General features: G+C 49.6%; 25 protein-coding genes and 1 tRNA gene. 20 read left to right on the top strand and 6 right to left on the bottom strand.

Annotated elements, in window-relative coordinates; translation table 11 throughout:
* The first annotated feature begins 415 nt into the window (after window positions 1–415).
* From ADN00_RS00235 to ADN00_RS00200, 8 genes are all read left to right on the top strand, one after another.
* Entirely contained in the window at window positions 416–1786 is a 1371-nt protein-coding gene (locus ADN00_RS00235) for a dipeptidase (RefSeq protein WP_075060947.1), read from the top strand.
* Window positions 1787–1808: 22 nt separating this feature from the next.
* Complete coding sequence (locus ADN00_RS00230) at window positions 1809–2702, top strand: DUF1385 domain-containing protein (RefSeq protein WP_075060946.1); 894 nt, start codon at window positions 1809–1811, stop codon at window positions 2700–2702.
* 164 nt (window positions 2703–2866) lie between these two features.
* Complete coding sequence (locus ADN00_RS00225) at window positions 2867–3424, top strand: helix-hairpin-helix domain-containing protein (protein ID WP_075060945.1); 558 nt, start codon at window positions 2867–2869, stop codon at window positions 3422–3424.
* A 50-nt stretch (window positions 3425–3474) separates the two neighbouring features.
* Entirely contained in the window at window positions 3475–3921 is a 447-nt protein-coding gene (locus ADN00_RS00220; protein WP_075060944.1) for a GatB/YqeY domain-containing protein, read from the top strand.
* Between the two features lie 109 nt (window positions 3922–4030).
* Entirely contained in the window at window positions 4031–6100 is a 2070-nt protein-coding gene (locus ADN00_RS00215; RefSeq protein ID WP_152966194.1) for an HD family phosphohydrolase, read from the top strand.
* Window positions 6084–6566 (top strand): rRNA maturation RNase YbeY, encoded by a 483-nt coding sequence (gene ybeY, locus ADN00_RS00210; protein ID WP_075060942.1) that lies wholly within the window; start codon window positions 6084–6086, stop codon window positions 6564–6566. Before ADN00_RS00215 ends, ybeY begins: the two co-directional genes overlap by 17 nt.
* Entirely contained in the window at window positions 6559–6936 is a 378-nt protein-coding gene (locus tag ADN00_RS00205) for a diacylglycerol kinase family protein (RefSeq protein WP_075060941.1), read from the top strand. Before ybeY ends, ADN00_RS00205 begins: the two co-directional genes overlap by 8 nt.
* Before the next feature lie 21 nt (window positions 6937–6957).
* Entirely contained in the window at window positions 6958–7806 is an 849-nt protein-coding gene (locus tag ADN00_RS00200; protein ID WP_075060940.1) for a TIM barrel protein, read from the top strand.
* 20 nt (window positions 7807–7826) lie between these two features.
* On the opposite strand, the gene ADN00_RS00195 is transcribed toward ADN00_RS00200, so the two are convergent.
* Window positions 7827–8483, bottom strand: a complete 657-nt coding sequence (locus ADN00_RS00195) for a response regulator (protein WP_236691452.1) — start codon at window positions 8481–8483, stop codon at window positions 7827–7829.
* Between the two features lie 118 nt (window positions 8484–8601).
* Between ADN00_RS00195 and ADN00_RS00190 the strand changes: the two genes are divergently transcribed.
* Window positions 8602–9159 (top strand): hypothetical protein, encoded by a 558-nt coding sequence (locus tag ADN00_RS00190; RefSeq protein ID WP_075060939.1) that lies wholly within the window; start codon window positions 8602–8604, stop codon window positions 9157–9159.
* Here the strand turns inward: ADN00_RS00190 and ADN00_RS00185 are convergent.
* Complete coding sequence (locus ADN00_RS00185; RefSeq protein ID WP_075060938.1) at window positions 9092–9883, bottom strand: exodeoxyribonuclease III; 792 nt, start codon at window positions 9881–9883, stop codon at window positions 9092–9094. The genes ADN00_RS00190 and ADN00_RS00185 overlap by 68 nt on opposite strands.
* 68 nt (window positions 9884–9951) lie before the next feature.
* On the opposite strand from ADN00_RS00185, the gene ADN00_RS00180 reads away from it, so the two are divergent.
* The 11 genes from ADN00_RS00180 (at window position 9952) to ADN00_RS00130 (ending at window position 18503) form a co-directional block, all read left to right on the top strand.
* Entirely contained in the window at window positions 9952–10347 is a 396-nt protein-coding gene (locus ADN00_RS00180; RefSeq protein ID WP_236691451.1) for a response regulator transcription factor, read from the top strand.
* On the top strand, window positions 10347–10721 hold the full coding sequence (locus ADN00_RS00175; RefSeq protein ID WP_075060936.1) for a DUF192 domain-containing protein: 375 nt from the start codon (window positions 10347–10349) through the stop codon (window positions 10719–10721). Before ADN00_RS00180 ends, ADN00_RS00175 begins: the two co-directional genes overlap by 1 nt.
* Complete coding sequence (locus ADN00_RS00170) at window positions 10693–12096, top strand: LysM peptidoglycan-binding domain-containing M23 family metallopeptidase (protein ID WP_075060935.1); 1404 nt, start codon at window positions 10693–10695, stop codon at window positions 12094–12096. Before ADN00_RS00175 ends, ADN00_RS00170 begins: the two co-directional genes overlap by 29 nt.
* Window positions 12097–12174: 78 nt before the next feature.
* A complete protein-coding gene (locus ADN00_RS00165; RefSeq protein WP_075060934.1) occupies window positions 12175–13767 on the top strand; it encodes a hypothetical protein in 1593 nt (530 codons plus the stop codon).
* A 2-nt stretch (window positions 13768–13769) separates the two neighbouring features.
* Window positions 13770–14204 (top strand): hypothetical protein, encoded by a 435-nt coding sequence (locus ADN00_RS00160; protein ID WP_075060933.1) that lies wholly within the window; start codon window positions 13770–13772, stop codon window positions 14202–14204.
* A 7-nt stretch (window positions 14205–14211) separates the two neighbouring features.
* Window positions 14212–14284, top strand: a tRNA-Arg gene (locus ADN00_RS00155).
* 167 nt (window positions 14285–14451) lie between these two features.
* Window positions 14452–14877 carry an Hsp20/alpha crystallin family protein gene (locus ADN00_RS00150; RefSeq protein ID WP_075060932.1) on the top strand — a complete coding sequence of 142 codons (426 nt, stop codon included), beginning with the start codon at window positions 14452–14454 and terminating at the stop codon, window positions 14875–14877.
* 28 nt (window positions 14878–14905) lie between these two features.
* Window positions 14906–17455, top strand: coding sequence for an endopeptidase La (gene lon, locus ADN00_RS00145; protein ID WP_082389754.1), 2550 nt, complete (start codon window positions 14906–14908; stop codon window positions 17453–17455).
* A complete protein-coding gene (locus ADN00_RS00140) occupies window positions 17430–17786 on the top strand; it encodes a response regulator (protein ID WP_075060931.1) in 357 nt (118 codons plus the stop codon). Before lon ends, ADN00_RS00140 begins: the two co-directional genes overlap by 26 nt.
* Before the next feature lie 2 nt (window positions 17787–17788).
* Window positions 17789–18307, top strand: coding sequence for a MogA/MoaB family molybdenum cofactor biosynthesis protein (locus tag ADN00_RS00135; RefSeq protein WP_075060930.1), 519 nt, complete (start codon window positions 17789–17791; stop codon window positions 18305–18307).
* Window positions 18300–18503, top strand: a complete 204-nt coding sequence (locus ADN00_RS00130; RefSeq protein WP_075060929.1) for a CDGSH iron-sulfur domain-containing protein — start codon at window positions 18300–18302, stop codon at window positions 18501–18503. The genes ADN00_RS00135 and ADN00_RS00130 overlap by 8 nt, the downstream gene beginning before the upstream one ends.
* A gap of 20 nt (window positions 18504–18523) precedes the next feature.
* On the opposite strand, the gene ADN00_RS00125 is transcribed toward ADN00_RS00130, so the two are convergent.
* From ADN00_RS00125 to ADN00_RS00110, 4 genes are all read right to left on the bottom strand, one after another.
* Entirely contained in the window at window positions 18524–19804 is a 1281-nt protein-coding gene (locus ADN00_RS00125; RefSeq protein WP_075060928.1) for a DUF58 domain-containing protein, read from the bottom strand.
* A gap of 2 nt (window positions 19805–19806) precedes the next feature.
* Window positions 19807–20778, bottom strand: a complete 972-nt coding sequence (locus ADN00_RS00120) for an AAA family ATPase (RefSeq protein WP_152966193.1) — start codon at window positions 20776–20778, stop codon at window positions 19807–19809.
* 98 nt (window positions 20779–20876) lie between these two features.
* A complete protein-coding gene (locus ADN00_RS00115; protein ID WP_075060927.1) occupies window positions 20877–21368 on the bottom strand; it encodes a pyridoxamine 5'-phosphate oxidase family protein in 492 nt (163 codons plus the stop codon).
* 55 nt (window positions 21369–21423) lie between these two features.
* Window positions 21424–23769: a YfhO family protein gene (locus ADN00_RS00110; protein ID WP_075060926.1), complete on the bottom strand. Its 2346-nt coding sequence runs from the start codon at window positions 23767–23769 to the stop codon at window positions 21424–21426.

Here is a 23769-nt window from a genome sequence, read left to right as displayed (position 1 = left end):
TACACCAGTTCAATCAAAAGGATGAAAAAGCCACTTATCCCCGGTAAGTGGCTCATTGAAGCTATCAGCAATGTAGCTCAACGGTAATGCATGGGAGTACGCGTTAGCATTCCGGATGAACGGTATTGCTAACCGCGAACAATTATTTAACAAGTCAACAAGTTGCTTATTTTTCGTCATAGGATCGGTGGATTACAGGAAGGCGGCACTTTTCACCGGAGATCATCCCCGGCGCCAGTCTCAGCACGGGCTGTGGCTGACCACCGAATCCAGATATAAAATTATTCTAGCATATTCAAATTCAAATTGCACAATTTATTTTAAGATAATTGTAAGACAAATTCAATTGTTCGCAATTATCTTCTTAATAACGTATAATCAGAAACGCAGTTTATCGAATGAACAGGAGCAAAAAATGTACGATCAAAGAAGCGCTGCCATCCAGCTTGCCGAAAGCCAACGACATCAAACCCTTGCTGACTTAAAAGAACTCGTCAAAATCCCTTCCATTTCCACCTCGCAAGAAAATTATCAAGATATGCTCAAAGCGGCAAATTGGATCGCCGCCTATTTATCAAAGATAGGTATGAAGAATGTGCAGCTCCTGCCTACCGCCGGAAATCCGGCCGTGTATGGAGAAGCAATTCTTGATTCCTCGTATCCGACTGTTTTGATTTACGGCCATTACGATGTTCAACCACCGGATCCGCTGGAGTTATGGAAATCAGACCCCTTTGATCCAGTACAAGACGGTGATTTGCTTTTTGGCCGTGGAACATCTGATATGAAGGGTCAAATACTGGCTTGTATTGCCGCAGTCGACGCCACCCTCAAAACCGGCGGATTAAAAGTCAATATCAAATTCATTGTCGAAGGTGAAGAGGAAATTGGCTCGCCAAATCTGGCTTCCGCAATTCGCGCCCATAAAGATCTGCTGGCCTGTGACTTTGTTCTCAACCCCGATACGGGCATGGTGGGAGAAAACATCCCCGCTATCACCTACGGGCTGCGCGGATTGTCTTACTTTGAAATTAAAGTAACCGGTCCCGACCACGACCTGCACTCAGGCCTGTTTGGCGGGATTGTGCATAACCCGGCGCAAGCCCTGGCAGAAGTGATCGCGGCCATGCACGACGAAAACGGCCGAGTAACCCTGCCCGGATTTTATGATGATGTGCGCGTGCTCGATGAAAAAGAACGCGCGGAATTATCCCGCCTGCCGGTCAGCGATGACGATTTTCTGCGCCAGACAGGCGCCCCCGCCCTGTGGGGTGAAAAAGGCTTCACTCCCGTGGAACGCCTGGGCGCACGCCCAACCCTAGAAGTGCATGGTTTGTATTCAGGGTTTATTGGCGAAGGCCAAAAAACCGTCTTACCCTCATACGCCATCGCAAAAATCTCTTCCCGCCTGGTACCCAACCAAGATCATGAAAAGGTCTACCAACAATTGCTGGCATTTCTCCAAGAGAAAATGCCCCCCACCGTCAAATGGGAAGCCAAGAAATTATCTGGTGGCGCACCTCTGCTGATCAACCCAGACCAGCCAGCAACCATCGCATTTGCTCACGCGCTTGAAACCGCCTTTCAAGTGAAACCTGTGTTCAAACTCGAAGGCGGCAGCGTCCCGGTTACGACGGATCTACAAGAAATCCTGGGTGTGCAATCCATTTTGACCGGTTTTGGTCTGCCAGAAGATAACATCCATTCTCCGAATGAAAGGCTGCACCTCCCAACTTTCTACAAGGGAATCGATACTATTGTTCATTTTCTTTACAATATAGGCTAAATACCTTACAGCAGGAAAAACGATGGACTCTCCCGAAAAACTCCCCTCGTATGGTGGGCAGGCTATCATTGAAGGTGTGATGATGCGCGGCCAAAACTCCGTGGCTGCTGCTATGCGCGCGCCAGATGGCTCAATCATTATTCAAGACGAGAACCTATCTGGTATTTACAAATCTGAGATTAGAAAAATCCCCCTCCTGCGCGGTCTCATTATTCTATGGGACGCGCTAGGGCTGGGCACTCGCTTTCTGACGGTATCAGCCAATGTTCAAACCGGTGAAGACGAGAAAATTGAGGGCGCTTCTCTTATTCTGACCCTGGTGGGCTCATTTGCGGTCGCCATCGCTCTATTCTTTTTGTTGCCAGCCGCCGCGGCAGAAGGGTTGCAGCGCTGGTTGGGATGGAGCGCATGGGTAAGTAACCTTGTTGAAGGCTTGGTCCGGCTGGTCATTCTGGTGGCTTACATCTGGGGCATTGGAAAAATGGAAGACATTCAGCGGGTGTTTGCCTACCACGGTGCAGAGCATAAAACCATCAACGCCTTTGAAGCAGGCGAGGATCTGACACCCGAGAATGTCAAAAAATACTCAGTTGAACACGCCCGCTGCGGGACCGCGTTCTTGCTGACCGTGGTGCTGTTCTCCATTATCATTTTCTCAGCGTTAGGCCCGCTTTCGCTGGCTTGGAGACTGGCCAGCCGCGTGCTTCTCATTCCAGTAGTGGCTGGTCTTGCCTATGAATACATCCGCTGGTCGGGAAAGCACCTCGATTCTCCGGTTGTTCAATGGTTAATCAAACCGAACCTGGCATTGCAGCACCTCACCACCCGCGAACCCTCGCTGGATATGATTGAGGTTGCCATTGCCGCTTTTAAGGCTATGGTCGCCAGAGAAAACGATCAAAAAGTATCTCTCTAGGATTAAAGTAATCGCTGCGTCTCCATTTCTGCTGTCAGCGGAAATGGAGATATTTTTTGTTTGCTTGCTTCATGCAAAAACCCGGCCAACCAGGACGGTCTTTTTGAAAAAAAAAATAATCGCTTCCTTGACACAAAATCGGCTGTGGATATACTGAATAAGGTATGGAATCTCAACCCACCAGCTATAAACCTTGGTCGCTCATCGCCATTGGCGTGCTGATTGGCTTGTTAAGCGCAGGCCTTATCCTTTTCGTCTCCAGTCCGCCGCTGAATGAGCCAGTTATTGTCTTGCCCACCTACACCGCCGAGCCAGTTTGGATTCATATTTCGGGCGCGGTAGCCAACCCCGGGGTGTATGCATTAGCCAGCCCATCCCGGCTGCAAGATGCCATTCAAGCCGCCGGTGGGCTCTCCCCACAAGCCGATCAGACAAAGATAAATCTGGCAAGCTTCATTTCAGATGGTCAGAAAATCATTGTCCCTCTGCAGGGAGAGAAGATCGAGACGTACACAGAAGATTCTAGCAGCACTCAAATTAACATCAACACCGCCAGCTATGAAGAAATTGAAGCCCTCCCCGGTATTGGGCCACAAAAAGCCAGTGATATTCTTAAGTACCGCGAAACCCACGGACCGTTTCAGTCCATTGACGATTTGCTGAAGGTCAATGGCATTGGAGAGAAAACACTCCAGCAAATTCGACCCTATATTACCTTATAGCAAAAAGCAATTCCGATCAAAATAAGTATAAAAAAGGTATAATTAAATCCATGAATAAGAAAGAAGAACTTGAACAAGCATTAAAACTGGCCATGAAAGCCGGCGATGATACGCGCAAACGCACCATCCGCATGGCCTTGTCGAATATCAAGCTGCAGGAAATCGAGAAAAGGGCCAGCCTCGATGACGCGACCATCATCTCTCTCCTGCAAAAAGAGATTAAGATGCGCAACGAGTCTATTGAAGGCGCAAAAAAACTCAACCGCACAGACTTGATCGACGCCAACCTGGACGAAATTCGTGTACTGGAAAGTTTCCTGCCTGCTCAGTTATCGGAAGACGATGTGCGCAAAATCGCGGAAGCTGTCATTAAAGAAATGAACGCTACCACGCCCGCGGAAATGGGCAAAGTCATGAAAGAGCTGCTGCCGCGGCTGCAGGGTCAAGCGCCAAATTCACTGGCCAGCCAGGTAGTGAAACAATTATTAAGTAATTGAGGTTAGATTGTCAAACATTCGGGGTAAAGCAGGCCAACTGTTAAAAACCCCTTATTCTCAGTTATTGCTGTTGATCGTAACAGGGCTGCTCTCTCTTGTGGCCCTGGTTATGCCTATTTCCATTCGCCCCTCAGAGTACTCGATTCGCGTTGGCGAAGTAGCACAGGAAGATATCCAGGCGCCGCGCACCATGTCGTATGTCAGTGATGTATTGAGCGAACAGGCCCGCCTGGAAGCTGAACACAATGTCGCCCCCATTTATAACGCCGCCGACCCTGCCATCGCCCGAAAACAAATTGAAAAACTGCGCATTTCCCTGAATTACATCAGTTCTGTTCGTGCCGATTCCTTCGCCAGTTACCAAAACAAGATCTCTGACCTCAAAGCAGTCAAAGATATTCGTGTCAACGAAGATATGGCCAAGAGAATCTTGGCCCTCTCCACTGAAAGATGGGAGATCATTCAAGGCGAGGCTCTCACTGTATTAGAACAGGTTATGCGCAACACCATTCGAGATGATCGGGTTTACGATTTTCAACGCAATGTCCCAACTTTGGTTAGTTTTTCTTTATCCTCAGACCAGGTTCAAATAGTATCTGAGTTGGTTATACCTTTTGTTACTCCCAACAGCCTTTACAACGAAGAACAGACTGAGGTTTCTCGCCAGGCCGCGCGCGATTCGGTTACACCGGTAACGCGCAAATACATCGCCGGTGAGTTGATCGTCCAGCGCGGTCAAATTATTACCCCTGCCATCTGGGAAGCCCTTTCTCAATTCGGGCTGGTCAGTCAGCAAGGGTATACCGAAAACCTGGTCGCCTCCTCGGTTTTAGTCGCTGTCATCTGCGTTTTCATTTTTCTTTACCTCACGCAAACTAAAAGCAATGTTCTGCAAGATCCCCGCAGTCTGCTGCTGATCTCCTTCAGTTTTTTGGTATTCCTCTACGCGTCTCGGTTTCTTATTCCTAACCGGACCGTTATGCCGTATTTATTTCCCCTGCCAGCGTTTGGTATAACGCTGGCCAGCCTTTTCAACATGGGTTTGGGAATGATCCTTACCCTGTTACTGAGTATTTTGGCCGCCTATGGTCTGCCTTATAGTCTGGACTTAACCCTCTTCTATGTCCTTTCCACCTTTTTTGGAATTTTTATTTTAGGCAAAGGCCGCCGTATCGCACACTTCTTTTGGGCTGGTGTGGCCATCTTTGGCGCGGGTTCCGCGGTCATCTTGGCGTATCGCCTTCCAGGCTTTGTAACTGACTGGATCGGAATCGCCACCCTGGTGGGTGCCGCTTTGTTTAACGGAATGGCATCTGCCAGCCTGGCTCTTTTACTGCAATATTTATTCTCGCAAGTATTAGGGAAAACAACTTCCCTTGAATTATTGGAAATTTCTCGGCCAGACCATCCGCTGCTTCAATTCATCTTGCAGAACGCGCCAGGCACCTACCAGCATAGCCTGATGGTTTCTAATTTAGGCGAGCAAGCCGCCAAAGCCATCAACGCGGATGCGTTGCTGGTCAGGGTAGGCGCGCTTCACCATGACGCGGGTAAAGCCCTTAATCCATCCTTCTTCATCGAAAATCAGGTCCACGACAATCTCAACCCACATGATGACCTTGATCCGCGTGTGAGCTCAGAGACGATTATCCGCCATGTAACCGAAGGCGTGCAGCTTGCCAGAAAATACCGCCTTCCACCCCGCATCCAGGATTTTATTCGCGAGCATCACGGAACATTGATCACACGCTACCAATATACGCAGGCACTCAAAGCCGCCAACGGAGACCCGTCACTGGTCAATGAAGATGATTTCCGCTACCCCGGCCCGCGTCCGCAATCTCGCGAGACCGGTATCATCATGCTGGCCGATGGCGTCGAAGCCCGCGCGCGGGCTGAACTTCCCAAAGACGATGATGAGATTCGCAGCCTGGTTTTTTCCAGCTTTGAATTCATCAAACAATCTGGGCAGCTCGATGATACCAATTTGACATTGCGGGACCTGAGCCTCATTGCCGAATCCTTCATTAACACCTTGAGAAACACATATCACCCTCGGATCAAGTATCCTGAAATGAAGAAGAAGCCGGCTGATTCAAACCTGAAACTGGAAGCCAGCCACCAGTCAGTAACCATTCCCATCAGTGAAAAGAGTCAAATGGATGAAACCTATCGTTAACCAGGTGATCGCGGAGCCTTTTCAGCCCCTCTTGCACAGTTTTCCATTTGAACCTGTCGTTCAAGCCGTGCTTGCGCAGCAAGGCATCAACAAACAGGTTGAGTTGTCCATTGTGATTGACGATGACGATTATTTACGGCAGTTGAATTTGGATTATCGCGGTATCGACGCCAGCACCGATGTTTTGTCATTTCCCTCAAACGAGCTAGACCCAGACAGCAACGCCGAATACATTGGGGATATCATCATCTCCTACCCCACTGCGCTGCGGCAAGCGGAAAATTCGGGCCATCACGTCAATAACGAGATCACTCTCCTCATCACACACGGCGTGCTGCATTTGTTAGGGTATGACCACGCCACCCCCGATGAAAAAGACCGCATGTGGAAAGCGCAGTCAGAAATCTTGAAATCTCTTTCTTGCGACCTGGGACGCGTTCCTGGTGAGGAAGCCGACCTTGGATGACTTCATTATCAGCCGCATAAAATCCTTCAAATACGCCTTTTCTGGATTGGGGTACGTCATCCGTACCCAGAAAAATGCCTGGATCCATGCGTTAGTTTCTGCATTAGTCATCAGCCTGGCCTTTTGGCTGCAGTGCTCTTCATTGGAATGGGCCGTGCTGATCTTATCCATCGGCATGGTGTGGATGGCTGAATTTATTAACACAGCTCTTGAAACAGCGGTGGACCTGGCTACCTCCAAATTTCACCCCCTGGCAAAAATTGGAAAAGACGTTGGCGCGGCTGCCGTGCTGATCGCGGCCAGCGCTGCCGCAGTGATCGGGGTTCTGATTTTAGGACCTCGCTTGATACCCTTTTTGCTTGCCCAATAGTAATTCCGCCAAGGAGAAGAAATGGCTGACCCTTTTCGTTTCGGAACGGTTGGTTCACCTATCGCGACACCCAAAAAACCCGGTGGGAGTGTAGGCGCTATCCAATACCTGAAAGAAATTGGCCTCTCCGCCCTGGAATTGGGCTGGGTTCGCGCCGTCCGCGTTACCGAAGCCACCTGTCAGGAAATCAAAGAGACCTCAACGCAATTAGATGTAGCTATCAGCATTCACGCACCCTATTTCATCAACCTGAATGCCAATGCCGATGAGTGGCCAAAATCTCGCCAGCGTCTGATGGATGCCGCGCACTATGGTTTTCTAGCGGGCGCTACCGATATAATTTTTCACCCCGGCTCTTACTTTTCCCAGCCCCCCGAGTCCGTGCTTGCAGTGGCCATACCGCGCCTCGCAGCCTGTATTCGCGAGCTGCGCGACCAGGGAAACCCGGTGATTTTACGACCCGAAACAATGGGAAAATCCGCCATGCTGGGTTCCCTGGAAGACACGCTGGAGATGAGCAAAACCGTTCAAGGCGTTGAACCCTGCCTGGATTTTGCGCATTTACACGCCCGGCCCGGAGATGGCTCTGTGAACACCTTTGCAGAATGGAAAGAAATACTCACGCAATACCAACAAGCACTGGGGGACGCCAGCCTTTCACGTCTGCATATTCACCTGTCGGGCATTGAGTATGGTGACAAGGGTGAAAAGAACCATCTTCCGCTTCAGGAGTCTGATTTGAACCTGGATGCTCTGTTGGATGCCCTCGCGGATATGCGCTGTGCCGGAAGGATTCTCTGCGAAAGCCCCATCATGGAAGAAGACGCCCTGCATATGCAAAACCTATGGAATCAAAAAACCGCCCGATAACCGGGCGGCTTTCGGTTTCTCTAAAGATAGTCTCGTAAATTATGCTCAACTGCATATGCAGCGGCTTCGGCGCGGTTGCTGACCCCCAGTTTCGAAAGGATGCTGCTCACATAATTGCGAACAGTTCCCTCGCCGAGGAATAACGCTTTCGCGATCTCACGGTTGGTTTTTCCTTCCGAAACCAGCAGCAGTACATGCCGCTCTTGTTGACTCAAATTCGCAAAAGCAGAAGCCTCTTCTTCCCGCACAGCGCGGCGCACTTCCTGAAATACGCGCTGCGTAACCGCCGTATCCAACAATGCCTCACCCCGCCCCACCGCTTCCAACGCGCGGATCAGGTCATCTCCCGCAATTTGCTTCAGCACATACCCAGACGCGCCTGCCCGGATCGCCGAAAACAACATTTCGTCTTCCGCGTACGAGGTCAGCATAACCACCCTGGTTTCAGGAAACTTGTGCGTGATTTCTTCACATGCCTCAATACCCGATGCGCCCGGCAACCGAATGTCCATTAACACAATATCCGGCCTAAGTCTTTCTACCTGCTCAACGGCTTCTTTGGCGTTAACAGCCTCCCCCACCACGTCAAACTGAGAGTGGTGGCCGAGAAGGGCTTTAAGGCCTAAACGAACTACTTCATGGTCATCAACCAGCAAAATACGTTGTTTGGCCAGCACGAATGGATGTCCTCCGCTCCTTAAAGTTAACTGCCTTGCGAAAAGATTGTTCAACAGAATAAACCAAAGTATACTTGTTTGGTAGCATTATACTCCAGAAATGAGAAACCATTTCACGATGATTGAATCTTCTCACACCCCAAAATACCTTCAAAAGCACCAATTTCAAGGCCAGAGCAACGACTGTGGGCCCTATTGCACTGCCATTTTGCTCAATTACATGCAAAAAACCGACATCCGCGGTGAGCAGTTGGGCGAACTCATGAATAAAATTGCCTGGAAAGGGCTTTTCCCAGTGATTCAGCGCATTAAGAATTGGGCGACCTTTCCGTGGGGAGTGTGCGAACAATTCGGCGCCCATGGGGTAAAAGCCCGCTGGCGCTTATTCACCCGGCCCGAAATCCTTCTCTCCAATCTGGTGCGCAACATTCACACGATCCTGATCATAGGCGAACTGCGCCCCAAACCGTGGGCACATTACCTCATCCTCTCCGCTTATGATGCCCAAAAAGGCTGGGGGTTTATCAACTCTGCCCTATCCAGCCCCAAGGTTGATTGGATTCCCGAGGCCAAATTCGAGCGCATGTGGCGCGCCTATGGACGCATCTCTATTTCAATTGAGCCAGTTTCTCCGCGTCCAGATGAAGAATTACCGGACAGTGATCCGAACCATTAACTTCATCCAAAATCACCACATCATTCGTGGCTGAAAAGACGGCCTCATTCATTAGGAAATAATCCAACCGCCAGCCAATATTGCGCTTCCGCGCCTGAAACCGGTAGGTCCACCAGGTATATTTCACCGTCTCGGGGTGCAGTCTCCGATAGGCATCAATAAACCCTTTCGACAAATACTCGCTAACCGCTTCACGCTCCTCAGGCAAAAATCCAGAAGTATTCTGGTTTTCTTTGGGATTAGCCAAGTCCATCTCTTGGTGCGCTGTGTTGAAATCCCAAGTGATAATGATACTTTTTTGCTTGTCGAACAACGCCTGGCACTCCGCCAGCAAAGACGCATAGAAATCAAGTTTATAGGCTACACGGTCATGTCCGCGCTGACCATTCGGAAAATAAATGTTGTAAAGATAAACTGAACCAAACCGGTGACGGATCACGCGCCCCTCGTCATTAAAACGCTCATCATCCAGCCCAAATTTCACCTCATCGGCCGGTGTCTTTGTAAGCGTCAGCACGCCGCTGTAACCCGGCTTTTGGGCTGAATTCCAGATGGGTTGGTAACCATACGTGGAAAAATCTACCTCAACTTGAGATTCAAAAGCTTTCACCTCTTGCAAACAAACCACATCGGGGGAATAGATGCTGAGCCAGTCCAAGAAACCATTGCGGATGGCGGCGCGAATCCCATTAACATTCCAGGTTGCAATTTGAAATTCATTCATGATTTTTCTTAATCCTGTGGCTATGGTAAACTAATATGGAACAGGGTTGGTTATACAAGGAGAATGGTGTGAGCGCAGATACGCACGCCAAAATATTATACATTGAAGATGACCAGGAAATGATCGATCTGGTCAGTCTCATCCTCAGCCGGCGCGGTTACGAAGTAAAAGGAGCGCAGGGCGGCCGTAATGGACTCGAAGCCATCCGCAACGAATCCTTTGACTTGGTATTATTGGACCTGATGATGCCTGATCTTGATGGGTGGGATTTGTATCACATCCTCAAGTCTGATGAAAAAACCAGAGACGTACCCGTTATTGTGATCACCGCCAAATCCCAACCGATTGATAAAGTATTAGGGCTTTATATCGCCAAAGTTGAAGACTACATCAGCAAGCCATTCCACCCTAATGAGCTAGTCGCCAGCGTTGAGAAAGTTTTGTCCATTACACCTCTGACTTGATGACGCCAACATTAAAAATCACCAACCGCTCAAAACCAGAATCCCCTCCCCTGTTCGCAGCAGATTGCTCGTCGTTCTGGGCAAAATTTCGGGGCCTCATGCTGCAAAAAGAGATTGCCCCGTACGCAGCCATCATCTTTCGCGATCCATCCGAAAGCCGTATTAACGCGGCCATCCATATGCTGTTCATGAATTTTGACATCGCTGTGATTTGGGTCAACCACCAAAATCGGGTGGCAGACGTGCAACTTGCGCGAGCCTGGCGATTATTCTATATGCCAGCTTCGCCAGCTTGTATTACAATAGAAACGAATTCCTCCCGTTTTGGAGACTTTACTATAGGTGATGAAATATCCATTGAACCGATTGAATAAAACTATCTCCGCAATCATTCTCAGCATCATCATTTTGGGAGCCAGTCTCTCTCAAAATGTTTCGGCGCAAGAGATACCCGTGTATCCAACCTACATCGTCCAAAGCGGTGATACTCTTGGCAGTATTGCCAGCCTTTTTGGTGTTACCCTTCAAGAGCTTATTAATTTCAATAACCTAACCGACCCAAACCAACTGGCAGTCGGTGATGTATTGAAAGTTCCTGCGTTTGAAGGCATCGGAGACACACTTACAATACAAACGGTCGGGTTGGGTGAAAACCTTCCATCCTTAGCCATCAAATACGGCGTCAGCCAGGAACAGATCATTTTACTTAACCGCCTGACCAGCCCCACAGAAATCTACGCTGGCACCCAGTTAATCTTACCCATTGTGGACCAGGCTCCTTCGGCTATTCGCGTCACACCACTTGCCGGCAGCCAATCCGTTTTCGGCTGGAGCGCGGCGCAAGCCCAAAACCCGTGGTCCATATCTCACATCAATGCCATCCCGAATCCGGAAAGGATTGTTCCCGGGCAGTCTCTTTTTGCGAATAGTAACGAAACATCTGCTATCACCAGTTTTTCTACCAACATCAAATCCATCAACATCACACCGCTTCCCTTGCAGCAAGGGGTCACTACCAGCATCGAAATCCAAACAACAGCGCCCGTCGAAATATCGGGGAAGCTGGGATCGCACGATTTGCATTTCTTCCCAACAGGAGACAATCAGTACACCGCCCTGCAAGGCATCGAAGCCACTATTGATCCGGGGTTGTACGATTTTTCCATTTCATCAACAGACAACTCCATTCACTTCAACCAGCCTGTTCTTTTGGTGGATATCAATTACGGCCAGGGGGCGCCGCTGGATGTCGATCCACGTCTGATCGATCCGACCGTAACAGAACCTGAAGAGAAATTGGTGCGCCAAATCACCGGCGTCATCACCCCCGAAAAATACTGGGATGGACAATTTGTCTATCCCATTGATGAACCTTGTGTCAGCGCCGGGTATGGCAGCGACCGCGAGTATAACGGTGGAGTTCTCAAATATTATCACACAGGAATTGATTTCGCCGTTTGCGCCAACAACCTCAACATTTACGCCCCTGCGGGTGGAAAAGTGGTTTTCGCGGGGCCCCTGGAAGTGCGTGGAAACGCCGTTATACTCGATCATGGACAAGGCATCTTTTCTGGTTTTTGGCACCAATCTGAAATCATGGTGTCTGTGGGGGATTTTTTATCTCCCGGCCAGCAAATTGGACTGATTGGGACCACTGGGCGATCAACCGGGCCGCACTTGCATTGGGAAGTGTGGGTAAATGGTGTTCAGGTCAACCCGTATGATTGGGTGGTTAACGTCTATCCATGATATGGATGTCCAAAAAATCTTGTGAGAATGAAAAGCTAAGGTATAATTATTTTTTGGAAATACTCAACAGACAAAGTGATGCGCATCATGAATCAACCAGGAATACGAGCGGATTATTGGGAAAAATTCACCTTCACCGAGAGTGATTTAGATTTTCTCTATAATCATCTCCTAGAAATTGAAACACCTCTGACCACCAGCGAACTGCTCTCCGCATTGATCGACGAACGAATTCGGATTGAAAAAGAGCAGCTCCTGAGCACGAATCGCCCCAATGGAAGGGTTTACCAACCTGCAGGCGCATACCAGGTGGGAGAAAATTTGCTATTCCCGGCCAAAGGCTGGAAAAAGGGCAAAGTAACATCCATTCGAGAAGGAAACAATCCAGAAATATCTGAATTTTCCGTAATTCGGGTGGCATTTGAAAATGGCGACCAAATGGAATTCGCCTCTAATTTGTCCGACCATATCCTTAACCGGCCAATAGAAATAAACACCGACGACCCCTTACTGACACGAAATTCGGTCTTGAGTAATTACAAGAAATTGCTTTCTGATCGTATGAAACAAGCGCTGGAAAGCAATGAGGAACTGGTACAAATCGCTGGCCGGTGGTTCCCGCGCGCGCTTTTGGTGGACGTTAATATGGGTTATCTTAACCTCGCCGAAGCAGTACTCGAAATGGCGGACGGTGGACCGCTCACAACTGAGCAAATCTTGGAGCAGATTGACCTGCCAACAGACACCAACCAGAAATTGACCGAGTTTTCCTTGAACTACGCACTTCAGGAAGATCCACGCTTCGACGAAGTTGGGCCTTCGGGAGAGACACTGTGGTTCTTATACCGCATGGAGCCTGAAGAGGTTAAACAACCCCCGCTCTTCTTAAAATATTCACCGGTGCAATATGATAAAGACCAGGTTCAAGATTTAATCAGCATGCTCGGTAATGATGTGTTCGATGAACTAGAAGAAACCTGCAGCACCTGTGGCGATGATAATAAAGTAACCCTGACATTAATTTACCCACATTGGCAGTCGGGCACGCTGCCGCTGTCTGATCAATTCCAACAACTTTTTCCAACCGCCTACGAAGCTCCCCGCGTGACCTTTACATTTGTAGATGGAGCCACTGGGAAAAAATTCAGCGGATGGGTGGTTCGCAAAGAAAAATATGTATCCGGCCTGAAAGAATGGTACAGCGAACACGGCGTTATTCCCGGCAGTCTGATTTTCCTTTCACCAGGAAAAATGCCCGGAGAGGTTGTTATCACCACCGATAACCGCCGCACAACCCGCGATTGGGTTCGTTGCGCATTGGTCAATTCAGAAAGTCAGTTAACGTTTTCGATGCTCAAGCAGGTCATTTCAAGTGGCTTCGACGACCGCATGGTTGTGTACATTCCCGATGAAGCCGCGATTGCAAAATTGTGGTCAGAGGGAAAAAACTTGCGTGGTTCATTGGAAAAACAGCTGTTCAACATCCTGCATGAACTTTCCAAATTGATTCCGCAGGGGCATGTACATGCTCAAGAACTGTACGCATCCATCAATGTTCTCCGTCGTTGCCCACCAGGCCCCATTCTCTCGGTATTGATCAACCATCCTAGAATTACCCACCTCGGTGATTTGTATTTCCGCATGAATGACACTACTGAGGAAGGTGCGTGAGCATGAGTGATGACACAAAATTCAGCCTCATAAGACCCACGCTCAACACTGCTTTTCACATAGATTTTGATTGGTGGAAAAACCATGATAATAACTGGCGTGTTCACCTATACAGTTGTCTATGCGAAGAGCACCAAAAGATGTATACCAACACCAATGAAGAAAGCTGTGTGGATTGGATTGACCCGGAAACAGCGGAAGTACATTCAGTGGATGGCTTGCAGAAAGTGTTGATCTCACATTGCGCCCGACAGGCCGGATTTATCACGTTACAAACGACCCTGGTGGAATCTGTATTTCGAACCTTGCTGGCTAACGGAAATGTTCCCATGAACTCCATTCAGTTAGCAGAAGTCACCGGAAAGACGGCTAACACCATCTTACAAACGCTGACGGGCATGCGAGTATATAAAGGCATACGCCCAGTTAGCTCATAACCTATTCGCCCCTGTAGCTCAATGGACAGAGCAGCGGCCTTCTAAGCCGTTGGTTGTGGGTTCGACTCCCGCCAGGGGCGCTCATGTTTTAATTCACGTTCAGTCCAATCAGATATTGGTATTAGTTGGTGTTCACTGCGAATAAACCTGGTGCACATCGTGGGCATCCGCCACAGATTAACGGTAAAATTTATGTATATTCACCAAACGCTCCTTCATTTCAAACGAAATGGAAGAGAGGAATACAATGATCCTGATTAAAACAAGAATCACATCAAAACCTTCCCCAGAAACGACGATCACCGAATCGTTCTATTTTTCTTCCTCGGCAAACCGCTGGGAGCAAAACCTGCCGACAACGTGGACACCCCCGGTAGACATTTTTGAAATCGATGATAAATATATCATTCGCATGGAAATCGCCGGGATGAATGAAGAAGACTTTACCATCATTCTCGAAAAGAACTTACTGTCCATTCGTGGAATCCGGAAAGACCCTGAACTGAAACGCGCGTTTCACCAAATGGAAATCCACTATGGAGAATTTCACTTTGAAATAGCGTTTTCAGCGCTGATCGCGTACGAAGAAGTCACCGCTACATACGAGAATGGTTTCCTGGATATCGCCTTGCCAAAAGCTCAACCCAGGCAAATTAACATACAAAATGATTAATGCTCCTTTTCGACCAAATAACGAACCTATGAAAGATCATACAAACTTGTCAGACGATTTTGAACTGTTTTTAGATGATGACCTTGACGCAGAACAAAAAGACGATCAGGAAGATCACAACATAGATGACCTCGAAGCCTCGATCAGATCCTCTCTGCCCAAATCGCTGCCGGTTCTACCATTAAGGGGGCTGGTTGCATACCCGCAAACAGCGATCCCGCTGACAATCGGTCAGCCACGCTCCATCAAGCTGGTGGATGAAGTTGTCGCGGGAGACCGGATCATCGCGCTGGTCGCATCCAAGAATCCCGATCTTGAAAACCCAGGGCCAGATGATCTTTATGATATTGGAACTGTGGCAAAAATCTCGCGCCTTTTCCGCGCTCCCGATGGCACCATTAGAATTCTGGTTCATGGTATTTTGCGCTGCAAAATTGGCGCGTTTTCACAAGAAGAGCCTTACCTGCTCGCCGAAGTAACTGCCATTCCAGAGACAATTGAAACGGGAATTGAGATCGAGGCGTTTGCGCGAAATGTTCGTGATCAGTTCACCCGCATTGCCGAGATGATCCCTTCGGTTCCCCGAGAGTTGGTTACGTCAGTTTCCTTGATTGAGGATCCGCTTCAGGTCGCCTACGTCATCGCCAACTTTCAACGGATTGACCTTGAAGATGCGCAAAAAATCCTGGTTATCGATTCGGTGATGGAAAAATTGCGCAGCCTGACTGCAATTCTGGCCAGAGAGAGCCAGGTCTTAGAGCTGGGTCAGAAAATTCAAAACGAAGCCCGCTCTGAAATTGACAAAGTTCAACGAGAATATTACCTGCGCGAGCAACTCAAAGCCATCCAGCGTGAGCTGGGAGAAGGCGATGAACAGACTGCTGAAATCGAAGAGTTCCGCGAAAAAATTGAGTCGGCCCAAATGCCCGAAGAAGCCAAAAAACTAGCCACCCGCGAATTGGACCGCCTGGCTAAATTGCCAACCGCCGCCGCAGAATATGGTGTAATCCGCACCTTTTTGGATTGGCTGGTTTCGATCCCCTGGTCAAAAAAGACCGATGATAACCTGGAAATTGACCACGCCCGCACGATCTTGAATGAAGACCACTACGGGTTGGATGATGTAAAAGAAAGAATCCTGGAATTTCTCGCTGTGCGCAAACTTCGTCTGGAGCGCGCTGAACAATTCAAGCAAGAAGAATATTCTGACTTGATGCGCCGCGAACGCGAAGGCGTTATCCTTTGTTTCATTGGCCCTCCTGGCGTTGGAAAAACCTCTTTAGGCCGCTCCATTGCGCGGGCGATGGGCCGAAAATTCATCCGCCTATCTCTGGGTGGCGTGCGCGACGAGGCAGAAATCCGCGGTCATCGCCGCACCTACATCGGCGCGATGCCCGGCCGGATCATTTCCGCGCTGCGCAGGGTTGAATCCATCAATCCGGTGTTTATGCTCGACGAAATCGACAAACTCGCTTCCGATTTCCGTGGAGATCCTGCTTCAGCTTTGCTTGAAGTCCTGGATCCCGAGCAGAACAACGAATTCCGCGACAACTATATTGAAGTTGGCTTGGACCTTTCTCAGGTGATGTTCATCACAACTGCCAACCAACTGGAAACCATTCCAGCTCCCTTGCTGGATCGTATGGAAATTATCCGTTTGGCCGGTTACACAGAGCAAGAAAAACTGGCTATTGCCCGCCAGTATCTCATTCCCCGCCAGCTTCGAGAAAACGGGCTGCTTGAACATGAAGTTACCTTTGAAGATGATGCCATTTCATTTGTCATCCGCCGGCACACACGAGAAGCCGGTGTGCGAAATCTGGAAAGAGAAATCGGCGCGATCTGCCGTAAAGTGGCAACGAATATCTCCGAACACAAACTGGAGCAGGCGAAAATCACACCTGAACTGGCGCAAGAATATCTTGGGCGGCCAAAATACTTTGAAAATTCCGAAGTGCAGACTCGCACCAAATTGCCCGGTGTTGCCACTGGCCTGGCCTGGACCCCTGTAGGTGGAGATGTTTTATTCATTGAAGCCACCCGTATGGCAGGCTCGAAAGGGTTTCAGGTTACAGGTTCAATTGGGAAAGTCATGCAAGAGTCGGCCCAAGCTGCGCTTTCCTATGTCCGCTCCCACGCAGCCGAATATCAAATCGACCCGGATTTTTACACCTCAACCGACATCCACCTCCATATCCCTGCGGGTGCCCAGCCCAAAGACGGTCCATCCGCCGGCGTAACCATTGTTACCGCCTTAGTCTCCTTGCTCACAGATCGCTGTGTAAAATCCAACATCGGTATGACGGGCGAAATCACCCTGCGCGGGCAGGTGCTGCCCATCGGCGGCGTGAAAGAAAAGGTTTTGGCAGCTCATCGAGCCGGATTGGATACCATTTTCTTGCCGCGCGAGAATGAACCTGATCTTGAAGATATTCCAGATGAAATGAAAAAGCAGATGAAGTTTATCATGGTCGATACCATCAATGAAATCATTGCGCAGGCGCTGGAAGAGAAACCTCATACTTGTGAAGACACATCACAGGAGGATTCGGATGTCCAAAAAAATCTTGCTGGTTGAAGATGACCGCACCATGCTGAACCTGCTGAAAACCCTTCTTCAAATTGAAGGATTCGAGGTGGTGGTGATTGACGAAAAATCAGACACCGATCTATTCAGCATTTTGCAGGCCGAAAGACCAGACATAGTGCTCATGGATGTGTTGTTAAAATTTAGTAATGGACTGGATCTGACCCAATCCATTCGTAATATGGAAGATTTCAATTCAATGAAAATCATCCTCACATCCGGCATCGATTATAAACATCAAGCAAAAAATGCCGGTGCAGATTACTTTCTTCAAAAACCCTACATGCCCGATATCCTTATTCATTTGCTCAAGGAAATATAAACATGCCAGCCGTTGCCATCCTCACCATTTCCGACCGCTCCTCACGCGGCGAGCGACCTGACCTCTCAGGGCCGGCGCTGATTGAAGAAGTTACTCGCCTGGGCTGGCAGGTAGCGGATTATTCCATTGTTGCAGATGACGCGGAAAAAATCAAAGCCTACTTGATCGAATGGTGTGATAAACATGTGGTGCAAATGATCCTCACCACCGGTGGAACTGGCTTTGCACCACGAGATGTCACGCCCGAAGCCACGCTGGCAGTCATCGAACGCAGCGCGCCTGGCCTGGCTGAATATATGCGAATGAAAAGCTTTGAAAAAACCCCTCACGCAATGCTTTCTCGGGCTGTGGCGGGCATTCGTAAAGCAACCCTGATCGTCAACCTCCCGGGCAGTCCCAAAGCCGCAGTTGAAAATTTCAACTTTGTTTCCCCGGTCCTTCCGCATGCGTTTCAGCTTCTGGCAGAAGACGCCTCATCAGAACAGGGCCATATATTTACGCCTGGAGATAAAAATGGCTGAACATTCTACCGAAGAGAAAAATGGTTACCTGAAAACCTGGGTTACCCTTCACCCTGGAGAAAAAGTATCTCTATGCCGGTGTTTCAAATCAAAAAAGTTTCCCCTCTGCGATGGCACCCATAAACTGGAAGGAACGCATGGGCCAGTCTCCATTCAGGTAACGCCCTGCGAGGAAGATAAGAAACAAACCGATTAGAAAAATGGTGGGGTTACCAGTTAAACCGCCTGGCTGAAACCGTTTTCCAAAGATGATTGCAAATCATCATTGCAGCGCACCACTGCGCAAGGAACACCCCGCGCGCGGATCATTGTTACCAGGCGCGAGCTATCACCCTCCATCTCAAAACTGGCAGGCTCCAGCAAAATGACCACGGGTTTCAAGCTTCTGCGGATCAGTGAATCAACTGAAAGCAACACCTGATCACCGACCGAAGCGGTAATCAACACCACAGTGCTGCCTTTCACCAAATGTGGCGCCTGGCTCTCTACAAGTGCGAACAACGGCATCTTCCCGAGACAGTCTACTAACGCCAGTATCTCCAATATTTTCCCCAATTGTCTTTCGCCACGCTCTGCGGGTAAAGTGATAAACCGTTGTCCTGCCGCACAAAAACCCACAGCCCGCTGATTTCGTATCCAGTACTTGGCTACCGAGGCCGCCAGGCTGGCAGCATATTCAAAACTATCCTCAGGCAATTTGAAATCCTGCTGAGTCTTCCAAAACCAGAACTGCTCTTTCTCCTTCTCCGTTCTCTCCGCGATGCAATGGTGAGTACCTCGCTGAGCGTCCAAAAATATCCACGCATCCGCCTGTGGATCTTTTTCAAATTCTTTTACCATCAACCGCTCGCGCCGCGCGGTGGTCGGCCAATGGATGCGGTTCAGAGAGTCGCCGGGGGCGTATTCACGAACCCCGGCAGCATGGGGAGTTACTTCCAGTGTCTTTTGGCGGAAGACCCGGCCGCCTTGCAAATATCCAGGCGGAAACGGAAACCAGCGCAGGTCAACAATATAAGGCAGCACCAGAACACTTTGGGTGGAAGCAAATTCAACTTCAGCCTCAAAAAGCCCAAACGGATCACCGGCCGCCAGACGAGTTGGCCCCAGGTGATAATTTCCGCGCTGCCGTAACAAGGAATAGCTGGAAAAGTTGCGCAGCTCATGTTTGCCAATCTTTGATAGAACGCGGGACGTCAACGTACCAGGAAAAGTAGAACAGTCGCGGACTTCAAGCCAGGGTTTTCGGAAATACCCGCTATTGGATATTTCGATTCGCTCTTCCAGAATTTTTCCCAGCTCTAATCTCTGTTCTCGCGCACTACGCGAGAAACGTAAAGAGGCCACCGAGACCCTGGCCAAAACCATGCTGACTAAAATCAACAGAATTCCCAGGAAGATCGTGCGCAAAAAGAGACTGGAACGCGTCCACATGTACCCTGCGGTAACCGCGGCCAGCAGAGCCAGCACCACCCAAAAAGTCCTGGTGACCTTGATCATCATCAATTCTTGGAGAAATCACCGCCAGGAACCGGAAGCGATTTTAATACCTCGCTAATGATCAAACTGGCCGAGATATCTCGCAGGCGTGCTGAAGGATCAACCACCATACGGTGACCCAGTACCGGCTCGGCAAGGGCTTTTACGTCATCCGGCAAAACAAAGTCTCGCCCCAAAATAGCTGCTCTAGCTTGGCTGGATCGGAATAAGTACAGGCTCCCTCTTGGGCTGGAGCCCAGGTATACATCCGCGCTCTCGCGGGTGGCGCGAACAACTTCTACAATATATCGCTTGATACCGGGAGCTGCGTAAACCTTGCGGATTTCTTGCTGCATTTTAAGAACCTCTTCAATGCTAATCATCGCTTCCAGAGACTGGATGGGATGTTTTAGTTGCTGCAGCTCCAGAACGCGAATTTCATCCATTAACCCCGGATAGCCCAGCTTTACTTTCATCAAGAAACGGTCCAACTGCGCTTCTGGCAGCGGAAAGGTTCCTTCGTATTCAATTGGATTCTGAGTTGCCATCACCATAAAGGGCTCTGGTAGCAGGTAGGTCGTGCCGTCTACCGTGATTTGCCGTTCCTCCATTGCTTCCAACAAGGCCGCCTGGGTTTTTGGAGTGGCGCGGTTGATTTCATCCGCCAGGACGATTTGAGCCATTAATGGGCCAGGGCGAAATTCAAAGTCGCGGGAAACCTGATTGAAAATGGATACACCCGTTACATCGCTGGGCAGCATATCCGGGGTGAATTGGATGCGCCGAAAACTACACCCCAATGATTTTGCCAGGCTGCGCGCCAGCATAGTTTTTCCCACCCCCGGCACGTCTTCAATCAGCAGATGACCCTGGCTGAGCAGACCGATCACAACCAGCTGCAAGGTTTCGCTTTTTCCAACGATCACTTTTTCAAGGTTGGTTTTAAGAGTCTCAGAAAATTCTTGAACTTTGGATATGTCAACCAGGTTTTCCATGCATCGCTCCAGATTCTCCAAATGGTATTCTCAACAAAAGAATAGGACAATCATCTTCTACTCAATCCGGCAACAGAACCGGGCCTTGCCCTGAAACTTCAGAATTCCTTGTTATTGACCAGTTCGATCGCCTCTTTGCCCGTTACATGGTCCATCTCAATTTCCACAACATTCAAGTTGTTCCACCCCTTTTGGATTACTTTTTCGCCTTCGACTTCCAGTCCGGGTGAATATTTGCGTACCAATAGCATCAGAGCGTGTTTCTTTACAACTCCATCCTCCACTATTTTGGCTTTGCCAAATGCGATAACACTTCGAAAAAAAGAGGTGAATTTTTCGGCAGCGATTTCGTCTCGCTCGATGACGCAGAACGACACCTTATTGTTTCTTTGAATGCCATCCAGCTTATGCCCGGTTTTGGCGCAATGAAAATAGATTTTTCCATTTTCATACACGTAATTCAACGGAACCGTATAAGGATAATCCTCATCACCGGTTACACCTAATACCCCAACCAGACCGGTCTCTAAAATTCGTTCGCTTATCTCGTTCGGCAGTTGTTGTTTTTTTCGGCGCATTTCACGAAACATAATTTCTCCAAACTTTTCGAGTAGATGGAAACGGGCAGCCCAAGCTACACCTGGTTCAAACGCTGACAGAATCACCATGTTTTCGCTTGTTGCTGAAGAAAACAGCAGCGAAAATTCCCAGCGAAAGCAAAGTCATCACCCATCCGGCGCGGAAAGAATCCGGTTGATACCTAAATTCTACCCGATGTTGACCGGCTGGGGCTTGAATTCCCATGAAAACACCATCTGCCGGGTATATTTTTGCCGCCAATCCATCCACACTGGCAGTCCAACCGGGGAAATAACTTTCCGCCGCCACCAGGTAGCCATCTTGCTCACACTCATAGTCAATGGTGAACTGGTTCCAAGAGCGATCAAAAGCCAATATCTTAAACGCAAAGGGCTGGTCAAAAGCTGCTGTGCTGGTAAGATGGACATCCTCCGGCACTTCAAACACCACAACCGAGGCGTCCGTCGCATGCTCCTTTACCTTGGCCAGCGCCTCTGCTGCACTCCTAGCCTCCAGAACACTGGCAGTCATTCGCACATCGGGGAATGAAGATACCAGTCCTACAGGCTGAATCTGCACATCCTCCTGACCCGCGTCGCGAACCAACTGGTGGGTCACACCCATCCGCGCCCAATCCGCTTCAAGCGCACGATCATCTTCTCCCGCCAAATGGTCCATCCAGGCCTGGTAGCGCATCGAAACCAGTGGATCAAAGTTGGATACGGAGCTGTAACCCAATAGCAAATTCGTGTTCGCGATCGGCACACGAAAAACATTTTCTGATGGCTCAAGAAAGCGGAAATCCTGAAAACGGTAAAAACGCTTGTGACGCAGCCACTGCTCATCTTGCGCGGAGATGTAAAGCCGTCCATTCGTGCCCCCCGATCCGCTGGCAGTAAAAGAGAACGTCAGCTCGCCCATCGTGATAGTCGGAGCAGACCCAATTTGCGCAAGCCACAAATCAATCACCAGTGAACCCACCACAGCCATTTCCCAGCGTTTTCTAGCCAGTGTATCATTCGCAGGCTGGTACAGGGTCAAGAAACCGATTCCGGTAGCTGTCAGCCCCGCCAGTGCAGTGGAACGAAAGAAAGTCGGGCTGATGTCTTCCAACAGCACCCATCCCGCAAGCGACCCAATGCTGACCGCCACACACCCCGCCGTAGCCAAGCGAGTCCAATAAAGACCCCTGCCGCTGGGGCAGGTCCATCCTCTATCGGCATACAGCGAACCAATGAACACCAGCAGGAAAATGGCAAGCACCATCATGCGGGTAGGGGCGTGAAACATATCGATGCTGGGGATGTGCTGGTACAGCCAGGGGTAAATCGGCGTGAATTTTCCCATTGCGAAAATAGCTGTCAAGAAAATGCCAACCCAACCCGCCACCCGGCCAGGTATTACTGGCTGCTTTCGGCCAGGCAAAGCCACCAGAGCGAGAACCGCCATACTGAGCGGTAGAATCCCAATATAAACGGCATCCTCCCAAAAGCTCGCGTACCCCCAGTAATCACCAGAGCCCGGATTGCCAAAGAAGTTCGGCGCCAGCAAGGTGATCCAACGCCAGGGCCAGAATGAATAAGCTGCCGCGGTTTCAAAATCCACGGCTGAAGCGCGCTGGGACTGGAGAAGGTATTCCGCGGTTGGAATCAACTGGATCGCCGCGAGCGCCCCGCCGAGCAATCCCGAAAAGATATACTGGATGATGGAACGGATTCGATTCTGCCGGTGCGCAATTCCACCAGCCACAATCCATGCGCCCGCGAACCACAAGAAGTACCAGCTCAATTGAGCGTGGCCTGCCAGCAGCATCAGCGCGATGACCAGGGTCAGCTTCAGGTGCACCCAACCAGCACGCGGATTGATGGCTGGCTGTAAAAACGGAGTGGCCAGGTCTGAAGCATAGTTTACCAGCCAGGGCAGCCAGGCCGCCGTCCAAAGGATGGGAAAGACCCCCTGCCGCGCAATGAAGAATCCACAGGCACTGAAGGCAAGCGCGCCAATGCCTTGAACCAGCTGGCTGCCGCAGTGTTTTTCCAAGAGTTTCACCATCCCCAACCCGGCAATGAAAAAATGAACCAAATTAACTAGAGTGTGCGCCCAGGCCATCCATTGCACGCCCCCTACCCACGCGAATAAATAAATCACCCAGGTAGGTGGATAAAAGAATGCCAGTTGGTAATTCGCGAGCAGTGGAGTGCCCATCCCGCTCGAAGAATTCCACAAAGGCAGCGCTCCTTGTGAGATCGCGTCAACTGCGGCTGCCCGCCACGGGTAAAACTGCAAGACCGGCAGCCCCCAATAGAAAACCCGCCCCGTCACCAGTACCGGCAGGTAAAAAATCGCGGCAAACACGAATAACGCCAGCAGTGGCAGTTGGTAACGTTTAATTTCTCGTTGGATCCAATTCAT

It is taken from the genome of Ornatilinea apprima (assembly GCF_001306115.1).
Taxonomy (GTDB): domain Bacteria; phylum Chloroflexota; class Anaerolineae; order Anaerolineales; family Anaerolineaceae; genus Ornatilinea; species Ornatilinea apprima.
Note: the sequence above shows the minus strand (reverse complement) of the source record. Positions and strands in the feature narration are given on the sequence as shown.

Coding starts and splice junctions, on each gene's coding strand:
- ADN00_RS00185 (WP_075060938.1), bottom strand. CDS start 9,883: ATGAATGAATTTCAAATTGCAACCTGGAATGTTAATGGGATTCGCGCC.
- ADN00_RS00165 (WP_075060934.1), top strand. CDS start 12,175: ATGCGCATCATGAATCAACCAGGAATACGAGCGGATTATTGGGAAAAA.
- ADN00_RS00225 (WP_075060945.1), top strand. CDS start 2,867: ATGGAATCTCAACCCACCAGCTATAAACCTTGGTCGCTCATCGCCATT.
- ADN00_RS00120 (WP_152966193.1), bottom strand. CDS start 20,778: ATGGAAAACCTGGTTGACATATCCAAAGTTCAAGAATTTTCTGAGACT.
- ADN00_RS00125 (WP_075060928.1), bottom strand. CDS start 19,804: ATGATCAAGGTCACCAGGACTTTTTGGGTGGTGCTGGCTCTGCTGGCC.
- ADN00_RS00200 (WP_075060940.1), top strand. CDS start 6,958: ATGGCTGACCCTTTTCGTTTCGGAACGGTTGGTTCACCTATCGCGACA.
- ADN00_RS00175 (WP_075060936.1), top strand. CDS start 10,347: ATGACGCCAACATTAAAAATCACCAACCGCTCAAAACCAGAATCCCCT.
- ADN00_RS00135 (WP_075060930.1), top strand. CDS start 17,789: ATGCCAGCCGTTGCCATCCTCACCATTTCCGACCGCTCCTCACGCGGC.
- ADN00_RS00160 (WP_075060933.1), top strand. CDS start 13,770: ATGAGTGATGACACAAAATTCAGCCTCATAAGACCCACGCTCAACACT.
- ADN00_RS00230 (WP_075060946.1), top strand. CDS start 1,809: ATGGACTCTCCCGAAAAACTCCCCTCGTATGGTGGGCAGGCTATCATT.
- ADN00_RS00170 (WP_075060935.1), top strand. CDS start 10,693: ATGAAATATCCATTGAACCGATTGAATAAAACTATCTCCGCAATCATT.
- ADN00_RS00215 (WP_152966194.1), top strand. CDS start 4,031: ATGCCTATTTCCATTCGCCCCTCAGAGTACTCGATTCGCGTTGGCGAA.
- ADN00_RS00130 (WP_075060929.1), top strand. CDS start 18,300: ATGGCTGAACATTCTACCGAAGAGAAAAATGGTTACCTGAAAACCTGG.
- ybeY (WP_075060942.1), top strand. CDS start 6,084: ATGAAACCTATCGTTAACCAGGTGATCGCGGAGCCTTTTCAGCCCCTC.
- ADN00_RS00150 (WP_075060932.1), top strand. CDS start 14,452: ATGATCCTGATTAAAACAAGAATCACATCAAAACCTTCCCCAGAAACG.
- ADN00_RS00235 (WP_075060947.1), top strand. CDS start 416: ATGTACGATCAAAGAAGCGCTGCCATCCAGCTTGCCGAAAGCCAACGA.
- ADN00_RS00115 (WP_075060927.1), bottom strand. CDS start 21,368: ATGTTTCGTGAAATGCGCCGAAAAAAACAACAACTGCCGAACGAGATA.
- ADN00_RS00110 (WP_075060926.1), bottom strand. CDS start 23,769: ATGAATTGGATCCAACGAGAAATTAAACGTTACCAACTGCCACTGCTG.
- ADN00_RS00190 (WP_075060939.1), top strand. CDS start 8,602: ATGATTGAATCTTCTCACACCCCAAAATACCTTCAAAAGCACCAATTT.
- ADN00_RS00140 (WP_075060931.1), top strand. CDS start 17,430: ATGTCCAAAAAAATCTTGCTGGTTGAAGATGACCGCACCATGCTGAAC.
- lon (WP_082389754.1), top strand. CDS start 14,906: ATGAAAGATCATACAAACTTGTCAGACGATTTTGAACTGTTTTTAGAT.
- ADN00_RS00220 (WP_075060944.1), top strand. CDS start 3,475: ATGAATAAGAAAGAAGAACTTGAACAAGCATTAAAACTGGCCATGAAA.